The sequence below is a fragment of the Desulfallas thermosapovorans DSM 6562 genome (genome assembly GCF_008124625.1).
GTDB classification, from domain to species: domain Bacteria; phylum Bacillota; class Desulfotomaculia; order Desulfotomaculales; family Desulfallaceae; genus Sporotomaculum; species Sporotomaculum thermosapovorans.
Map to the genome: position 1 here is coordinate 21182 of NZ_VNHM01000002.1, position 15295 is coordinate 36476.

The window sequence follows — 15295 nt, forward strand, 5'->3', positions numbered from 1 at the left end:
TCATAAATATAAGTTACAACAAGAGTATGATTTTTAGCCGTATTATACTATAATTAGCGCTAATTTTTACATATTTCTCAACCTAAATTACGATATATATCGACAATGCGATAAATGCTTCATGGTGCATGTATTTTTTTATGCAAATTCAAGGGATAGTATGGTAGAAATGTATTGACCTTGACGCTGCGTAAAGGTGTATTTTTATCATGGCAGGGGGGATACGGTCATGGAGTACACAGTGCAAAAAATGGCTAAATTGGCGGGGGTTACAACTCGAACGTTGAGGTATTACGATGAAATAGGGATTTTAAAACCGGCCAGAATTAACTCATCGGGTTACCGCATTTATGGACAGGCAGAGGTCGACAGATTGCAGCAAATTCTTTTTTACCGAGAGTTGGGCGTTAGCTTGGAGAATATCAAAGATATAGTAACCGCACCTGATTTCAATAAGGTAAAGGCTCTGCGGGAACATCGTGAAAAGCTAATCAAGAAAAAGGAGCAGTTGGAAGTTTTAATTGCCAATGTGGACAAAACCATCGCTCAGGCAGAAGGGAGAATTATCATGACGGACAAGGAGAAATTTGAAGGTTTTAAACAAAAAATGATTGAGGACAATGAAAAAAAGTATGGTCAAGAGATTAGATCCAAATATGGTCACGAGCAAGTGGATAGATCCTACCAGAAATTCCGCAGCATGACCAGGGAGCAGTACGCCGAATTGGAAAAACTGGGTACCAGGGTGCTGGAGACCCTCAAGGAAGCATATGCCACCGGCGATCCGGCGAGTGAACTGGCCCAGAAAGCCGCGGATTTACATCGCCGGTGGCTGAGTTTTTATTGGGATAGTTATACAAAAGAAGCCCACGCAGGCGTGGTGCAGATGTACGTGGACGATGAAAGATTCAAGGCTTATTACGACAAACAACAGCCTGGTGCTGCGGCATTTCTCAGGGACGCTGTTTTTATTTACACGGGAATGAATAAATGTAAGGAGAAATAGATAAACGAGTCTTGGCCTATATGTACAGGATGTACCTGGACATCAACCAGAAGTGGCTGAAACTTCCGGCCATGGTAAACACGTGAAAAATTTCATGAAAGCCAACCCAGCCGGGGATGATGTTGGGCGGCCATTTAGTGCCGTATAATATGGCCCCGGTGGTGTAAAACAGGCCGCCCAGCACCAGCCATACGATTCCGCCCAGTGAAACTGTTTGAATTAATGGCCAGAAGGGAATGACGATGAGCCAACCCATCATAACATATAATAGTGTGGAGAACCAGCGGGGGGCCTCCATCCAGAAAATCTTAACTAAAATACCCGCAATGGCTAAGAGCCATACGCCCACTAAAAAGGAATAGCCCCAGGCCCCCCGCAAGGGAATTAAACAAACCGGTGTATAAGTACCCGCAATTAAAACAAAGATCATCATGTGATCTATGCGCCGTAAAATAAGCGCGCCCTTTTGAGACAAAGGCAGCAGGTGGTAAAGGGCGCTGGCTGTGTAAAGCAGCACCAGGCTGGCACCGAATATGGAAAAGGCGACAATATGTGATACCGTGCCATGTAATACCGCATTATAAACCAGTGCGACCAGAGCGACGATGGATAGAACAGCCCCGGCCAAATGGGATAGCCCGCTGAAAGGATCCTTTAATTTACCCATCGATAAATTTCACCCCGTAAATATGATAGTCAAGGGTATTTTGCCTTGTTTATTGCAGTATTATTATACCAATAAAAAATTTGCTTACTTAAAAACCCGCTCATTAATATTATAGCAGTAAAAATAATTGTGTTGAGATTTATTTACCTGTTATTGTAATAAAGCTTACCTGGCTGCGGTTTAAAAACCTGACCGGCATCACGCCGGTGCCCAGTCCGCTGTCAATATACAGGGTGGTATGGGGGCCGATTTGATAAATTCCCTTGTCATACGCGGGAAAGAGACCCTGACCCGGTGCAATGACAGCGCCTGCAAAGGGTAAACGTATTTGGCCGCCGTGGGTATGGCCGCATAATACCAGATCGGCTTGGGTAATCGATGGTTTTTTGACGATTGCCGGTGCATGGGCCAGCAGCACCGTGAGGAATTCTGTGTTGATACCTTTAGTCGCCTTGTCCAGGTTTGCCCTTCCTGTGCTGGGGTCATCCACCCCACAGATGTTTATGGCCAGTTGGGTATTGGACCAGACCTCATGTCCATTGTTTAAAACTATCACCCCGCAGTTCTTTAAACCGCTTAAAAAAACTTGCGACTTTCTGTTGGCCCATTCGTGGTTGCCGCATACAAAATATGTATGCGGGTTTATTTTTACCAGCTCCCGGGCCAGGTAAAACACGTTATCAAAATTAACGGTTTTTCTGTCCACTAAATCACCTGTTATAACAATTAAATCGGGCTTTAGTTGCCTGATATCCCGGAGCAGCTTTTGGTGCCGGTCAGTGGGGTGCCAGTTGTGAAAATCCGTTATCTGCAGGATACTTAGTTTGGACCCCGGTGGTATTTTTCCGGAATCAAGATTTACCCGGTTTACTTTGGGGAAGTTTACCTCGAAGTATATGTTTGCAACCAGCAAACCACTGCAAATAAGGATAATTAAAGCGATTTTAAACATCCATGTGAACATCGTCTCAAAAAACAAAATTTTACCCCCTCACCTCAGATACAGAGTTCTGCAAACAGCCTTTTACCTAAAATATGGCAAGGGATAAGAAAGGTTCCTAAAAAAACGAGATTTTTTTGACGTTTTGGGGTTGTCTTAATTATATTATGCCGGTTATTTTTGCCATTCTTAAACTTATTCGCCCTTTAGCTCGGCTACCAGCATACCGGCCAGTATAAACAGGCACCCTGCCACCTGAACGGTGGTAAGTATTTCTCTACCCAACAGGTGAGCAGTGATGGCCGAGAATACCGGTTCCATGGTGAAAATAATGGCCGTATGGGTGGCTGAAGTATAGCGCTGTACAGTGTTTTGGATTAAAAAAGCCAGCGCTGTGGCCGGGATGGCGGTAATTAAAAACGCTATCCAAAGCCGGGTGGTAATCTGTGTTGGGACGTGTTCCAAGGCCAGGGCAAAGACAAAACTAATGGCTGAAACCGTAGCTATTTGGACAATGGCCAGCAATACCGGGTCATGTTGTCCGGCATAGCGCCCCACCATGATTATGTGTAGCCCGAAGCATATGGCACAGCATAATATCAGCAGGTCTCCCGGACCCAGATTTAACGTGCCGCCCTGTAAAGTTAGCAACCCCAAACCCAGGGTTGCACAGGTTACACCTGCTATAACAAAGGGTCTGGGCATGTGCCGGTAAAGCAAGGCGGAGAACAGCGGTACCATCACCACTGCCAGGCCCGTTATAAAGCCGGCGGTGGCCGGACCCGTGTATTTAAGGCCTACGGTCTGAAATGCGTAACCGCCGAATAAAAAAAGTCCGATGAATATGCCGCTGCGCAGTGCGGACAGGTTTATACGGGACAGGTTACCCCGGTAAATAGCCGCCAGAAACATCACTGCCATCAGGAAACGCAGGGCCAGGAAATAGTAGGGGGTAATGTCCGCCAGGGCATCCTGAACTACCACAAAAGTTATACCCCAAAAAAAAGCTACAAATAATAATGCCAAATCGGCTTTGACCTGTCTTTTTCTACTTGCTTCCATATAATTGATATTCCTCGCTGTCTTTAATCAATCAGCTGTCAATAAAGCATAAAACTATGATGGTTAATTGGGCAGATACATATACCCACGCAGTATCACATAATTCTCCCACGGGCTAAAAACCTTGTCAAGCGGGTGCCCGGGCAAACGTGGAACAGCTTTCTACGAAAATATTAATTTTTCGGCAGGATTTTTGTGTTTTAAGACGAAAATTAACCAATTGTTAAGTTTACTAGGGGAGGTGTAAAAGGAAGTTATCTTGTTTTTGAATATTTAGTCAACATTTAGGAGGGAAAGGTTTTGAAAAAAATATTCAGAGCAGGTTTAGTATTATTTACTGTACTGGCCATGGTGTTTGCGTTGGCCGGCTGCGGCGGTGAACAAGCCAATGATGCTAACAATGGACAAACACCGGCAACTGCAGGGGACAAGCTGGTCTTTGGTTCGGACACATCCTATGCACCCTTTGAATTCTCCGGTGCTGACGGTAAACTGACCGGCTTTGATGTGGAATTAATCGCTGCCATTAACGAAGCTGTTGGTACCAATATTGAAATTATAAGTTATGATTTTAAGGGTCTGGTTCCGGCACTGGAAACCGCCAGCATTGACGGTGCCATTTCAGCCATGACCATAACCGAAGATCGTTTGAAAAAAGTGGACTTTTCCATGCCCTATTACCTGTCCGGCCAGAGTGTGGCCGTCCAGGCCAAAAACGAAACCATCAAGGGTTTTGACGATTTGGAAGGCAAGAAAATTGGAGTGCAAACCGGTACTACCGGTGAAATCGAAGCCAACAAAGTGCCCAATGCCAACATAATCTCCTATGATACAATGGATGGCGGGTTTATGGATCTGAACAACGGTGCCATAGATGCTATAATATGTGACTTCCCCGTGGTTGCTTACTACATTAACCAGGGTAATGACGGAATTAAGATTGTTGGTGATATGCAAACCAGCGAACATTACGGCATTGCTGTGCCCAAACAAAAGCCGGAGGTGCTGGAAGCCGTTAATGAAGGTCTACGAATTTTGAAAGAGAATGGTAAGTACGCCGAACTGTATAAAAAGTGGTTCGGAGTTGAGCCACCGGAATACTTGCCCGGCGAACCCCAGAGTTAATTATAGCTTTAAATTTATATCGCAGGTAAATATGCGTAATGTTCCAGCATTACGCATATTTACTGTTTTCGGTTAAGGGGTGAAATTTTTTGGAAGTTGCTATACAAAGTTTACCTTTTTTGGTAAAAGGGGCCGGCGTAACAGTATTCATTACTTTGTTTTCGGTGGCCATTGGTTGTGTTATCGGTCTCATTGCGGGTCTTTCCCGCCTTTCCAAAAACAGGCTTTTACGTGTTCTAGCCACAGCCTATGTGGACTTTTTCCGCGGTACTCCTTTGCTGGTGCAAATCCTGCTTGTTTACTATGGTGTACCGGCATTGTTAAATGATGCCCAGGGCTTTTTAATGGAAAATTACGGCATGCCCCAATTGATAGAGAATTACGCCATGCCCCGGTTACTGGCGGCGATAATGGCTTGTAGTTTAAACAGCGGTGCTTATGTGGCGGAAATCTTTCGGGCCGGGGTGCAGTCCATTGAAAAGGGCCAGATGGAAGCCGCGCGTTCTCTAGGTATGACCCACGGGCAGGCTATGCGGTTTGTTATACTGCCCCAGGCTTTCAAAAGGGTAATTCCACCTTTATTCAATGAAATCATTGCTATGCTTAAAGACACCTCCCTGCTTTCGGTAATTGGTATTATAGAACTAACCAAGAGCGGTATGCTGGTGGTGGCCAGAACGTATGAAGCATTCGCCATTTATATCACCATTGCATTATTCTATTTAGTTATGACCTTCAGCTTGTCCCGTTATGTTGATTACCTGGAGAGGAGGCTGAAAACCGGTGATTAAAGTTAATAATCTTTTTAAGAGTTTTGGTAAACTGGAAGTTCTAAAAGGTATAAGCTGCCATATCACCCTCCAGGAAGTGGTTTGCGTAATCGGTCCCAGCGGGTCGGGTAAAAGCACTTTTTTGCGTTGTTTAAATTTGCTGGAACAGCCAACCTCGGGCGAAATCTTTATTGATGGGGTCAACCTGACCGATAGACATACGGATATTAACCAGGTACGCCAGAATGTGGGTATGGTCTTCCAGCGGTTTAACCTGTTCCCGCATAAAACTGCCCTGGATAATATAGCCATGGCGCCCATCAAAGTGAAGAAGATGTCCCGGGATGAAGCGGAAAAGGTGGCCCGGGATCTGTTAAAAAAGGTGGGTTTATCCGACAAGGCCGACGTCTACCCTGACCAGCTTTCCGGTGGCCAGCAGCAGCGCGTGGCCATAGCCAGGGCGCTGGCTATGCACCCCAAAATTATGCTGTTTGATGAACCAACTTCCGCTCTGGACCCGGAAATGGTGGGTGAGGTGCTGGGGGTAATGAAGGACCTGGCCCGGGAGGGCATGACCATGGTGGTGGTGACCCACGAAATGGGCTTTGCCCGTGAAGTTGGTGACAGGGTGATATTTATGGATGAGGGGCGCCTGGTGGAAGAGGGCACACCCGCGGAGGTTTTTGGCAATCCTAAAAACGAGCGCACCAGGGCTTTCCTCAGTAAAATATTATAGAGCTTTATGCTCCGGGAAGACCTGGCGAAGTCTTCTATATGGCACCCATCAAAATAAATGTCCCTGGCAACTATTAATCAAGGTCCAGCGCGGCCGGTTTGGCGGGAGTGGGGTGACCGGTTTGGGGGCTGCGGTCCCGGGCACGGTAATATTCAGCCGGAGTTTTGCTTACCTTGGCCCGGTCCAGTTTATTGCCCATGGCCGGGCCCGGGCAGGCCGGTTCATCGTAAAAACGAGCCGGGAAGTCACTGCCGGAGGGTTGTTCCCCGTATCAAGTTTATCGTACATATTTTCAGTAAAATCAAACTTCTCGGTGCGGTAGGGCACCGGGTTTTCATTGTGACGCAAATTCTCCACCGGGTTACGGGTACGCTGTTGAATCGCCGCCCGGGATGTTGGTGATGTAACCCGGGGTCCAGGAGGACCAGTGTCCCCGGGGGGAAAGAGCTTTCTTTTAATGTTTCATTTGATGATCGTGTTTAAATAGGCAAAATATGTATTAAAATATTTGATATAGTACGTATTGCAGATTATACTATAATGGATTACGATAAGATATATTTTTTTAGATTATTGATAATGGCGTAGTTGAGTGTAAAATTTCATAGAATAGAAGGGAGAACATATACTTTGCAATTACCACAAATTAAAATAGGCCAGTTGGTACCAAAATTCCCCATCATTCAGGGGGGGATGGCGGTGCGGGTATCCACCGCCCCGCTGGCCGCTGCCGTGGCCAACGCCGGAGGTATTGGTGTTATCGGGGCCACCGGTATGGATCCCGAGGAACTGCGGATGGAAATTAGACAAGCACGGGAGCAGTCCTCGGGTATAATTGGAGTCAACATCATGTTTGCCGCTCGCAATTTTGCGACCCTAGTGCGTACAGCGTTGGAGGAAAAGATAGATGTGGTTTTTTCCGGAGCGGGTTTCTCCCGGGACATATTCGGTTGGGGACGGGAGGCCGGCGTGCCGGTGGTATCCATTGTATCTTCGGGTAAGCTTGCCGCCATTGCCGAAAAGCACGGTGCCGCTGCGGTTGTGGCCGAAGGCACCGAAGCAGGGGGGCATTTGGGCACCCGGCGGTCTTTGTGCGAGATATTGCCGGAAATTAGAAAACGGGTAAAAATACCGGTCATTGCCGCGGGTGGTATTGTAGACGGTTTCGGAGTTGCCCGCATGCTCAAGCTTGGTGCTGACGGAGTGCAAATGGCCACCCGGTTTGTATTAAGCAAAGAATGTGCTGTAGCTGAAGCGTTCAAAGAAATGTACCTCAAGGCTAGACCCGAGGATGTAATATTGGTGGAAAGCCCCGTGGGCATGCCCGGCCGGGCTCTGCGCAATGAATTCGTTGAACAACTGCTTAACGGCAGCCAGGCCAGGCCGGAGAGATGCCGTAATTGCCTCAAAGTTTGTTCCGGCAAATACTGCATCATGGATGCCCTGGAGAATTCCCGTACCGGTAAGGTGGATAAAGGCCTGGTTTTTTGCGGCCAGAATGTGGCAAAAGTTAAAGAAATACTGCCGGTAAAGGAGATATTCAAACGCATTGTGGAAGAGGTAGCTTCGGTAGATTAAGAACTCAAGCTAATAACGGATTATAACAGGTATTCCGCCGCCAGTAGAACGGCCACTGCGCCACCCAGGCTAAAGGCCAGGTTACGTGTAAAAAACGCTATCGTACCCGCCAGTGCCACGGCTGCCAGATCTGTTAAGTGAGCCAGCGGGGCGAAGGTGTTGTTTTCCGTCAGCAGCGGCGGTGCAATCATACTGGCAAAAATGACAATGGGTAGCAGCTTAAGCCAGTTTTTAACCGGTGCCTGTAAGGAACGTTTGTTGATAATGAAATAGGGCAATAGCCTGGGAATAGCCGTCACCAGAGCCATTGCCCCAATAATCAGCCAGATTTGTGCGTCCATTTTTGCACCCCCAGCATAGTAATAGAAGCCAACAAACTGGCCAGCAAAACAGCCAGATTCGGGTGGCCGTAAATGGTAAATAATATGGCCAGTATAGCCGCCAGTACCGCAGCCAGTACATCTACCCAATTGCTCAGTGAAAGGGCCAAAATCGCGGCAAATAGTGCATATAGGGCGGCCTGCATGCCAAGGTCGGCCAGCCCGGGCAAAGCACTGCCCAACCAAATCCCCGCCAGCGTGGCGATCATCCACTGTACATAAATGGATAGGTTGGCGCCTACTATATAATAATACGATACCTTTCCGTTCCTACCCAATCGTTGAGAGGCAAGGGCAAAGCTTTCGTCGGTGATAAACAGTCCCACCGGCAGATAACTGGCCAAACGCCGGCCCGGTATGACACCGGCTACATATGAACTCATTAAGAAATGACGTAAATTGATAAAAAGGGTGCTCAGCACTATGGTGGTCATTGAGGCCCCCGCGCTCAGCATGGTGATGGCTAAAAACTGGCTGGCCCCTGCGAATACCAGACCTGACATACCAATGGCGGCCGTAGCGGAAAGTCCTACGTCGGCTGACATGGCTCCAAACAGCAGACCCAGTGGTAACAGTTCAAAGGCAAAGACAATAGCAGATGCCGAGCCCTGGATGAATTCCTTTGAATCTTTAGTCAATAGATCACCGCTTTGCAAAGTATATTTTAGAACGATATCGGCCATGCTTGGCTGGCATTAAGAGCATAATGGCATTTTATCATAAACACAGTTGGTTTTAAAAGAGAGATATTCAGGCTCATAAACGCTGCTTTGCTATAGAATCCCGCTTAATGATACTAATTTTTGGAGGTTTTCTTATGAATGAACAAAATATTTTCTCTTATGGAGATAAAATACCGCAATTGCACGAAACGGTTTTTGTAGCCCCCGGGGCCCGTATCATTGGCCGGGTGACCATAGGTGATAATTCCAGTGTATGGTACAATGTAGTAATCCGGGGCGATGTGGATGACGTGCAAATAGGTTGCGGCACGAATATTCAAGATGGGGCTGTGCTTCACGAGGATGGGGGATACCCCTTGGTTGTCGGTGATAACGTAACGGTGGGCCATAACGCCATATTGCACGGGTGCCGGGTGGGTGACGGTGCCGTGATTGGCATGGGCGCGGTTGTACTTTCCGGTGCCAAAATAGGTGAATACAGTGTTGTCGGGGCCGGTTCACTGGTGCCGGGTGGTAAAGAGATCCCGCCCCGCACACTGGCCATGGGCTCTCCGGCCAAGGTGGTGCGCCAGTTAACCGAAGAGGATATAGAAAATTTTAGTAAAATGGCGCAGCATTACCGCAACCGGGCCATGTTCTACCTGGGTACAGCGGTAAACCCGGATGAGTGATTGTTATAAATATTTCAACAAAATATCTAAATATGTGATATAATTAATACCGTCCCTTTATGAGTAGTTAATTATATAAAACCTTAATTAGGTAACTGTCGGTTCCCATAGTATAAAAGCGTGGGCGTTTGCCAAGTTGGTAGACGAGCCGCCAATTTTCTAAAAGTCTACCGGGAGGGATCTCATGTATGGTAATCCGGTGGGAGTAAAGACTGGTTCCCAGGTGAAGAACTGGCTTTATACTGCCAAAAACTATATAGAAGTTACCAAGCCGAGATCGGTGTTTTTGCTTGTATTTACGGCTTTGGTCGGCATGTTTCTGGCCGCAGCGGAATATACCATGTCCATGCCGGTGCTGCTAAAGTCACTGGTGGCCATTACCCTGGCTTGTTCCGGGGTAAACGCTGTTAGCTGTTATGTGGACCGGGATATTGATGCCATTATGGAAAGGACTAGACAGCGCCCTATTCCTTCAGGCAGAATAGCCCCTCCGGAAAAGGCATTGGTGTGGGGTTTGGCGCAATTTTTGGTGGCCTCGGTTATTGCTCTAAGTCTGAATTTTGCGTCCTTTGTTTGCATATTCCTGGGCATGCTGGGTTATGTCGGTATATATAGCCTGTGGTTCAAGCGTAAAAGTGCGTGGAATATTATTCTGGGTGGTTTCAGCGGTGGTTTGCCAGCTTTGTTTGGTTGGACGTCGGTGTCCGGTAAGGTGGAGTTGCTGCCGGTTTTGATCAGTTTACTGGTGGTTTTGTGGATACCTAATCATATTTGGAACCTGGCCATATTCTACAAGGACGATTACCGTAAAGTTGGGGTACCCATGCTGCCGGTGGTTTGCAATACCAAGCGTACATTGTTGTATATTTTGTTTACTGTAATCGCCATGTTTGCTTTGTCTATCGGTATCTACTTTGCTGGTACCATGGGCACCTTTTACCTGGTATCGGCCATAGTTTGTGGTTTTGTTATTGCCGCCGGGAATATCTACCTGTTCTTTGCACCGGAGCAAAAAAAAGCCTGGTTTTTGTATAAATTGTCCAGCCCCTATTTGTTCCTGATCTTCCTGGCAATGATCATTGATCATCATATAATCCTTGCTTAAACTTTTATATGGATGTGAATATATTATATAGAATAGTTAATATGCTAACCAAAGGACTTAAATGAGGTGATATCATGAGTCTATTTAATGGCAATAACATAAGTGATTTAGCATATAGCAACAACACTATATTGAGGACCGACCCCATGCTCACCGAAGCTGAAAAAATGCTGGTCAGAGAGGCCGGTTCAACGGTGCATTATCCAAAGGGTCATGTCATATTTGCCGCCGGCGATATATCCGACCGGGTGTATTTGCTGGAAAGCGGTTGGGTTAAAATTTACAGGTTGTCCACCGATGGCAGGAGAGTTACTGTGGGCAGCATCCGCAGCCCCGGGGAAATGATGGGATTGGCTGAAACCATACTGGGAGTTGAGCGCACTTGCTTTGCCGGAGCTATTAATGACGTGACCATGGTGGTTATGACCAACACCAGGTTTGAAGAATTAATGTCTCAACATCCCTTCCTGGCTATTAAAGTGGCTAAACTTTTGGGTGCCCGGATGCGCGAGGCCGAGTCCATTATCCACGAAATGGTTTGCTGGCAAGCTCCCGGCAGGCTTGCCCTGATGCTGATCAAAATGGGTGAGCGCATGGGCGAGCAAACCAAGAACGGCGTTAAGATAAATCTCAAACTTACCCATGAAGAAATAGCTAATATGGTAGGCACATCACGCCAGACGGTTACTTCATTGTTAAACACTTTTAAGCAAGAACGAAGCATTGTTTACGAAGGCAGAGCTATACGCATTGTCAATCCAGACAAACTGGCCAAATGGGTAGTATAAAACCGGTTCTATTACCGGTTTTTTTCTGTGCACTTGCTCCCTAGTTGACAAACAATTGTCCGATGCAAGACTGAAACAAACACCCAATAGGTATAATATGTTAACTGTAAACATTATGATTACCTTTCTGTGGAGGGTCTAATGAATTTCAGGAACGTGGTCAGGCTGGCAGATTACGAAAGGGAAATGATTCGTCAAGTGGGCATAGCCAGGCAATATACCAGGGGCGAAAACATTTTTTGCAATGGTGACCCCGCTGACCGGGTGTTTTTAATTGAAAGCGGCTGGGTAAAGATATTCCGCATAAACGGTGACGGTCGTTATGTTACGGTGGGTTCAATAAGAAGGCCAGGCGAGCTTATGGGGCTTGCGGAAACGCTGCACGGTGTGGAGCGTACTTGTAATGCCGGGGCCATTACTGATGTGAAGTTGATTGTTGTTTATAAAGAGGCATTTTTCGAATTGTTATCCTGCGAGACCACCATTGCTTTAAAAGTGGCAAGATTGCTGGCGATGCGCATGCGGGATGCCGAATTGGGAGTGCATGAAATGGTTACCCGCCATGTTACCAGCCGTCTGGCCCTTCTTTTGTTGAAAATAGCCGAGGGTTGTGGGCAGCAGGTGAACGGTGTAATCAGGATAGAGCCACGTTTTACCCACGAGGATTTGGCGGCCATGATCGGTGCCTCCAGGCAGACGGTAACATCCATACTGAGTGCCATGCGGGAAGAGCGGTGCCTTGAGATGGAAGATGGTATTATCATGATAACAGACAGGCAGTGCTTGGAAAGGTATATCTCTTAAAAGTTATTTCTCAAAGATATAATTTAATAGACCCTGGCCTTAGAAATAGTACTTAATGGTAAAAAGGAGTTACCTCACAAAAAAGATGTCATCTAGATGACATCTTTTTTGTCGTTAAGCAGACCTAGTCGTTGTCAATTCGGCGACATAAAACTCTATAATTATTTGCTAATCTTATTGCAAGGATTATAAAAGTTAATTATTGTTTATCGTTGCGCCGGGTTTTGGTAAATTCAGCCTGGTGGGCGTTTACTGTCCATAAAAATGGTTAAATGGGGGTGATTGGTGGAATAATACTGACAATCGGTTGCCTTAATCCGGATCTTAAGTGGAAAGCAGGTGATGTAAATGAATTTTAGTGATTTGTTGGACAAATGGTACCATCCCAAGCGCGAAGAGCAAGAACAGTTACGAGATAGAATAAAGGAGCTGCAGGAATTATCCAGGCTTGCCTTGGAAATAGATAATCAACAAATATACAGAAACCTGCAAATCGAATCAAACGAGTTGTTTATGAAATACCTGACTTACATGTTTTTTGACGGCTTGCGTTTTATTGTGCCCCATCTATTTTTGCTGGCCGTTATTACTACAAAAATTAGCTTTGTTAGCTTACCTGTAAGTCTACCCGGACTGGGCAGCGAGATTCCCATTGTTTTGGTATACCCGGTAGTTGCTATTATATTTTACATTTTGCGCAAAAAATTTAAAAACAGAAAAGTGCAGCTGTCCAATGCTTAATATATCAATGAATATGATTAAAGAACAAGCATGACGAAGGGCAGCAGCCGAGGGTGACTCGAGTAAAAAATTTTGGGGGGTTAAGTATATGGAATTTTCAGTTGCGGGTGTTTCTGTAAATCCAATTTTGCTGATTTTATGGTCTCTGTTTGTGGGTTATGTCTTCTCCACAGTGGGCGCCGCCGGTGGTATTTTAGCTGGTGTCGGTCATATTAGTATATTCGGTATGAAAAATGCTAATATGGTCAAACCAATGAACCAGGTGTTAACATTAATTAGCCCCATGATTTCGTCACCGCTGTATTTCAGGGAGCGCCGTTTGGTGGTTCCGGCCGCCATTGCCCTGGGTTTAGGCGGTATCGTGGGTGCGCTTGTTGGTTCTTATCTTTCGCATACCTACCTGCCGGATATGAATAGTTATAAGCCGTTTTTCGGTGCCATTACCCTGTTCATAGCATTAAAAATTTGGTCTGAATTGCGTCCTTCGGCTCAGGAAAAGCAAAAGGCTGTGAAAAAGGCTAATAAAGCCTTTGAAGAAAAGGTTAAGGAACTTAAAGCGGCTGGCAGAATGAATGAACTTAAAGATATCGGCGTCAAGTTCAGTGAAATGGGCATTACTAACAATACGTTCTCATTTGCGGGTGAAACTTTCAGGTATAATGCCCTGTCGCCATTCCTCGCCGGTGGTATCGTGGCCATTATTTCGGCAGCCCTTGGCGTGGGCGGTGGTTTCCTGCTGGTTCCTTACCTGAGCAGTATTCTTGGCTTCCCCATGTTTATCGTGGCCGGTACATCCACCCTTTCCATTTTGGTATCCTCGGCCACCAGTATTGGTAACTACATCCGTATGGGCAGTAGCCTGGACTTTGCCATGTTGGGATTCGAGGTTGTCGGTGTAATTATCGGTTCCTATCTTGGTCCCGTACTTTCTAAGTATATCAAAGGTCAATACCTCAAAATATTCCTGGCTGTGATACTGACTTACATTGGCTTGCGTTATGTTCTTTCCGCATTTGGCATTAGCATTTAATACACTTGCTATTTGCAAAGTATAACATTATAACCACTCGGTAACCCTTAATCGCGGGTTTGCCGAGTGGTTTTTTGTTGGGCTATAAATTAGCACCTTGGACGTTGGAAGCATGAGAACCGTCCCCGTGCTTCATTTGAACCTATGTTAAAAAATGTCGGTATGCGGACCAAATAATGGCGCCCCGGTGACTTCTTAATTGTCAAGCATTTGATATTTTATTTAATTATAAAGACAATAAAGGAGGATAATAATGGAGTTTGCGGTGGCAGGTGTAACGGTAAATCCTGTATTGTTGGTGCTATGGTCCGTTTTTGTGGGGTATGTTTATTCAACGGTGGGTGCCGCCGGCGGTATATTATCCGGGGTTGGTCATATAACCATATTCGGCATAAAGAATGCCAATATGGTTAAGCCCATGAATCAGGTACTAACTTTAATCAGTCCGGTAATTTCAGCACCGTTGTATTTAAAGGAGCGCCGTTTGGTGGTTCCGGCGGCTATTGCCCTGGGACTGGGCGGTATTGTAGGTGCCTTGGTGGGGTCTTATCTTTCCCATACATATTTACCAAGTATGGACACATACAGACCTTTCTTTGGTGCGATTACCTTGTTAATTGCGGTTAAAATATGGCTGGAGATGCTGCCTTCCAATAAAGATAAGCAGCAATCCGTAAAAAAAGCAAACCAGGCCTTTGAAGAAAAGGTAAAGGAACTTAAGGCCGCAGGTAGATTAAATGAGCTAAAGAATATCGGAGTTCAATTTAGTCACGTGGGTATACAAAATGAATTTACCTTTGCCGGTGAAACATTTAAGTTTAACGCGGTTAAACCCTTCATTGCCGGTATATTGGTGGCGATATTATCCGCAGCGCTGGGGGTGGGCGGTGGTTTCTTATTGGTGCCCTTTCTGAGCAGTATGCTTGGGTTTCCCATGTTCATCGTGGCGGGCACTTCGGTGTTATCGGTATTAATCACTTCAGCCACCAGCATTATGAACTATATTCGCATGGGCAGCAGCCTGGATTTTATGCTGCTTTCCTTTGAAGTTGTTGGTGTGATAATTGGTTCCTACCTTGGCCCGACGCTGTCCAAATACATCAAAGGCCAGTATCTAAAAATATTTCTCGCTGTAATACTGACTTATATTGGTACAGGTTATATCCTGGCTACCTTTGGTATCAAGATCATCTAAAGCTTTGAAAAAAA

17 protein-coding genes and 1 pseudogene are annotated in these 15295 nt (G+C 46.0%); 12 read left to right on the forward strand and 6 right to left on the reverse strand.

Annotated elements, in window-relative coordinates; translation table 11 throughout:
* Nucleotides 1-229 precede the first annotated feature (229 nt).
* A complete protein-coding gene (locus tag LX24_RS01875; protein WP_166510455.1) occupies nucleotides 230-1006 on the forward strand; it encodes a MerR family transcriptional regulator in 777 nt (258 codons plus the stop codon).
* 16 nt (nucleotides 1007-1022) lie between these two features.
* Here LX24_RS01875 and trhA read toward each other — a convergent pair whose 3' ends face one another.
* The 3 genes from trhA to LX24_RS01890 form a co-directional block, all read right to left on the reverse strand.
* Nucleotides 1023-1673 (reverse strand): PAQR family membrane homeostasis protein TrhA, encoded by a 651-nt coding sequence (gene trhA, locus LX24_RS01880; protein WP_166510456.1) that lies wholly within the window; start codon nucleotides 1671-1673, stop codon nucleotides 1023-1025.
* Between the two features lie 139 nt (nucleotides 1674-1812).
* Complete coding sequence (locus LX24_RS01885) at nucleotides 1813-2652, reverse strand: metallophosphoesterase (protein ID WP_207706499.1); 840 nt, start codon at nucleotides 2650-2652, stop codon at nucleotides 1813-1815.
* Between the two features lie 156 nt (nucleotides 2653-2808).
* Entirely contained in the window at nucleotides 2809-3675 is an 867-nt protein-coding gene (locus LX24_RS01890) for a DMT family transporter (RefSeq protein ID WP_166510457.1), read from the reverse strand.
* A gap of 300 nt (nucleotides 3676-3975) precedes the next feature.
* On the opposite strand from LX24_RS01890, the gene LX24_RS01895 reads away from it, so the two are divergent.
* The 3 genes from LX24_RS01895 to LX24_RS01905 all read left to right on the forward strand — a co-directional run bounded on the left by LX24_RS01895 (nucleotide 3976) and on the right by LX24_RS01905 (nucleotide 6306).
* Nucleotides 3976-4800 (forward strand): basic amino acid ABC transporter substrate-binding protein, encoded by an 825-nt coding sequence (locus tag LX24_RS01895; RefSeq protein WP_166510458.1) that lies wholly within the window; start codon nucleotides 3976-3978, stop codon nucleotides 4798-4800.
* An 89-nt stretch (nucleotides 4801-4889) separates the two neighbouring features.
* A complete protein-coding gene (locus LX24_RS01900) occupies nucleotides 4890-5591 on the forward strand; it encodes an amino acid ABC transporter permease (protein ID WP_166510459.1) in 702 nt (233 codons plus the stop codon).
* Nucleotides 5584-6306, forward strand: coding sequence for an amino acid ABC transporter ATP-binding protein (locus LX24_RS01905; RefSeq protein WP_166510460.1), 723 nt, complete (start codon nucleotides 5584-5586; stop codon nucleotides 6304-6306). The genes LX24_RS01900 and LX24_RS01905 overlap by 8 nt, the downstream gene beginning before the upstream one ends.
* A 73-nt stretch (nucleotides 6307-6379) precedes the next feature.
* Here LX24_RS01905 and LX24_RS01910 read toward each other — a convergent pair.
* Nucleotides 6380-6544: pseudogene (locus tag LX24_RS01910) on the reverse strand (hypothetical protein); the annotation flags it as partial.
* 392 nt (nucleotides 6545-6936) lie between these two features.
* On the opposite strand from LX24_RS01910, the gene LX24_RS01915 reads away from it, so the two are divergent.
* Nucleotides 6937-7884: an NAD(P)H-dependent flavin oxidoreductase gene (locus LX24_RS01915; RefSeq protein WP_166510461.1), complete on the forward strand. Its 948-nt coding sequence runs from the start codon at nucleotides 6937-6939 to the stop codon at nucleotides 7882-7884.
* A 20-nt stretch (nucleotides 7885-7904) separates the two neighbouring features.
* On the opposite strand, the gene LX24_RS01920 is transcribed toward LX24_RS01915, so the two are convergent.
* Both LX24_RS01920 and LX24_RS01925 read right to left on the reverse strand, forming a co-directional pair.
* Nucleotides 7905-8225, reverse strand: a complete 321-nt coding sequence (locus LX24_RS01920) for an AzlD domain-containing protein (RefSeq protein WP_166510462.1) — start codon at nucleotides 8223-8225, stop codon at nucleotides 7905-7907.
* The gene (locus LX24_RS01925; protein WP_166510463.1) at nucleotides 8204-8902 is read right to left on the reverse strand and encodes an AzlC family ABC transporter permease; all 699 of its coding nucleotides are present in this window, start codon (nucleotides 8900-8902) and stop codon (nucleotides 8204-8206) included. Before LX24_RS01925 ends, LX24_RS01920 begins: the two co-directional genes overlap by 22 nt.
* A 179-nt stretch (nucleotides 8903-9081) precedes the next feature.
* On the opposite strand from LX24_RS01925, the gene LX24_RS01930 reads away from it, so the two are divergent.
* From LX24_RS01930 to LX24_RS01960, 7 genes are all read left to right on the forward strand, one after another.
* Nucleotides 9082-9618, forward strand: coding sequence for a gamma carbonic anhydrase family protein (locus tag LX24_RS01930; protein ID WP_166510464.1), 537 nt, complete (start codon nucleotides 9082-9084; stop codon nucleotides 9616-9618).
* A 184-nt stretch (nucleotides 9619-9802) separates the two neighbouring features.
* A complete protein-coding gene (cyoE, locus tag LX24_RS01935) occupies nucleotides 9803-10723 on the forward strand; it encodes a heme o synthase (protein WP_166510465.1) in 921 nt (306 codons plus the stop codon).
* 146 nt (nucleotides 10724-10869) lie between these two features.
* Entirely contained in the window at nucleotides 10870-11511 is a 642-nt protein-coding gene (locus tag LX24_RS01940; protein ID WP_243131593.1) for a Crp/Fnr family transcriptional regulator, read from the forward strand.
* A gap of 141 nt (nucleotides 11512-11652) precedes the next feature.
* A complete protein-coding gene (locus LX24_RS01945) occupies nucleotides 11653-12315 on the forward strand; it encodes a Crp/Fnr family transcriptional regulator (RefSeq protein WP_207706500.1) in 663 nt (220 codons plus the stop codon).
* A 348-nt stretch (nucleotides 12316-12663) separates the two neighbouring features.
* Nucleotides 12664-13056, forward strand: coding sequence for a hypothetical protein (locus tag LX24_RS01950; protein ID WP_166510468.1), 393 nt, complete (start codon nucleotides 12664-12666; stop codon nucleotides 13054-13056).
* Nucleotides 13057-13144: 88 nt separating this feature from the next.
* A complete protein-coding gene (locus tag LX24_RS01955; protein ID WP_166510469.1) occupies nucleotides 13145-14086 on the forward strand; it encodes a sulfite exporter TauE/SafE family protein in 942 nt (313 codons plus the stop codon).
* 253 nt (nucleotides 14087-14339) lie between these two features.
* Nucleotides 14340-15281: a sulfite exporter TauE/SafE family protein gene (locus LX24_RS01960; RefSeq protein ID WP_166510470.1), complete on the forward strand. Its 942-nt coding sequence runs from the start codon at nucleotides 14340-14342 to the stop codon at nucleotides 15279-15281.
* Nucleotides 15282-15295: the final 14 nt, after the last annotated feature.

What these genes read in the sequence shown, in the direction of transcription:
- LX24_RS01890 (WP_166510457.1), bottom strand. Translation starts at nt 3,675, where the DNA reads ATGGAAGCAAGTAGAAAAAGACAGGTCAAAGCCGATTTGGCATTATTA.
- LX24_RS01955 (WP_166510469.1), top strand. Translation starts at nt 13,145, where the DNA reads ATGGAATTTTCAGTTGCGGGTGTTTCTGTAAATCCAATTTTGCTGATT.
- LX24_RS01940 (WP_243131593.1), top strand. Translation starts at nt 10,870, where the DNA reads ATGCTCACCGAAGCTGAAAAAATGCTGGTCAGAGAGGCCGGTTCAACG.
- LX24_RS01960 (WP_166510470.1), top strand. Translation starts at nt 14,340, where the DNA reads ATGGAGTTTGCGGTGGCAGGTGTAACGGTAAATCCTGTATTGTTGGTG.
- cyoE (WP_166510465.1), top strand. Translation starts at nt 9,803, where the DNA reads ATGTATGGTAATCCGGTGGGAGTAAAGACTGGTTCCCAGGTGAAGAAC.
- LX24_RS01930 (WP_166510464.1), top strand. Translation starts at nt 9,082, where the DNA reads ATGAATGAACAAAATATTTTCTCTTATGGAGATAAAATACCGCAATTG.
- LX24_RS01920 (WP_166510462.1), bottom strand. Translation starts at nt 8,225, where the DNA reads ATGGACGCACAAATCTGGCTGATTATTGGGGCAATGGCTCTGGTGACG.
- LX24_RS01950 (WP_166510468.1), top strand. Translation starts at nt 12,664, where the DNA reads ATGAATTTTAGTGATTTGTTGGACAAATGGTACCATCCCAAGCGCGAA.
- LX24_RS01875 (WP_166510455.1), top strand. Translation starts at nt 230, where the DNA reads ATGGAGTACACAGTGCAAAAAATGGCTAAATTGGCGGGGGTTACAACT.
- trhA (WP_166510456.1), bottom strand. Translation starts at nt 1,673, where the DNA reads ATGGGTAAATTAAAGGATCCTTTCAGCGGGCTATCCCATTTGGCCGGG.
- LX24_RS01945 (WP_207706500.1), top strand. Translation starts at nt 11,653, where the DNA reads ATGAATTTCAGGAACGTGGTCAGGCTGGCAGATTACGAAAGGGAAATG.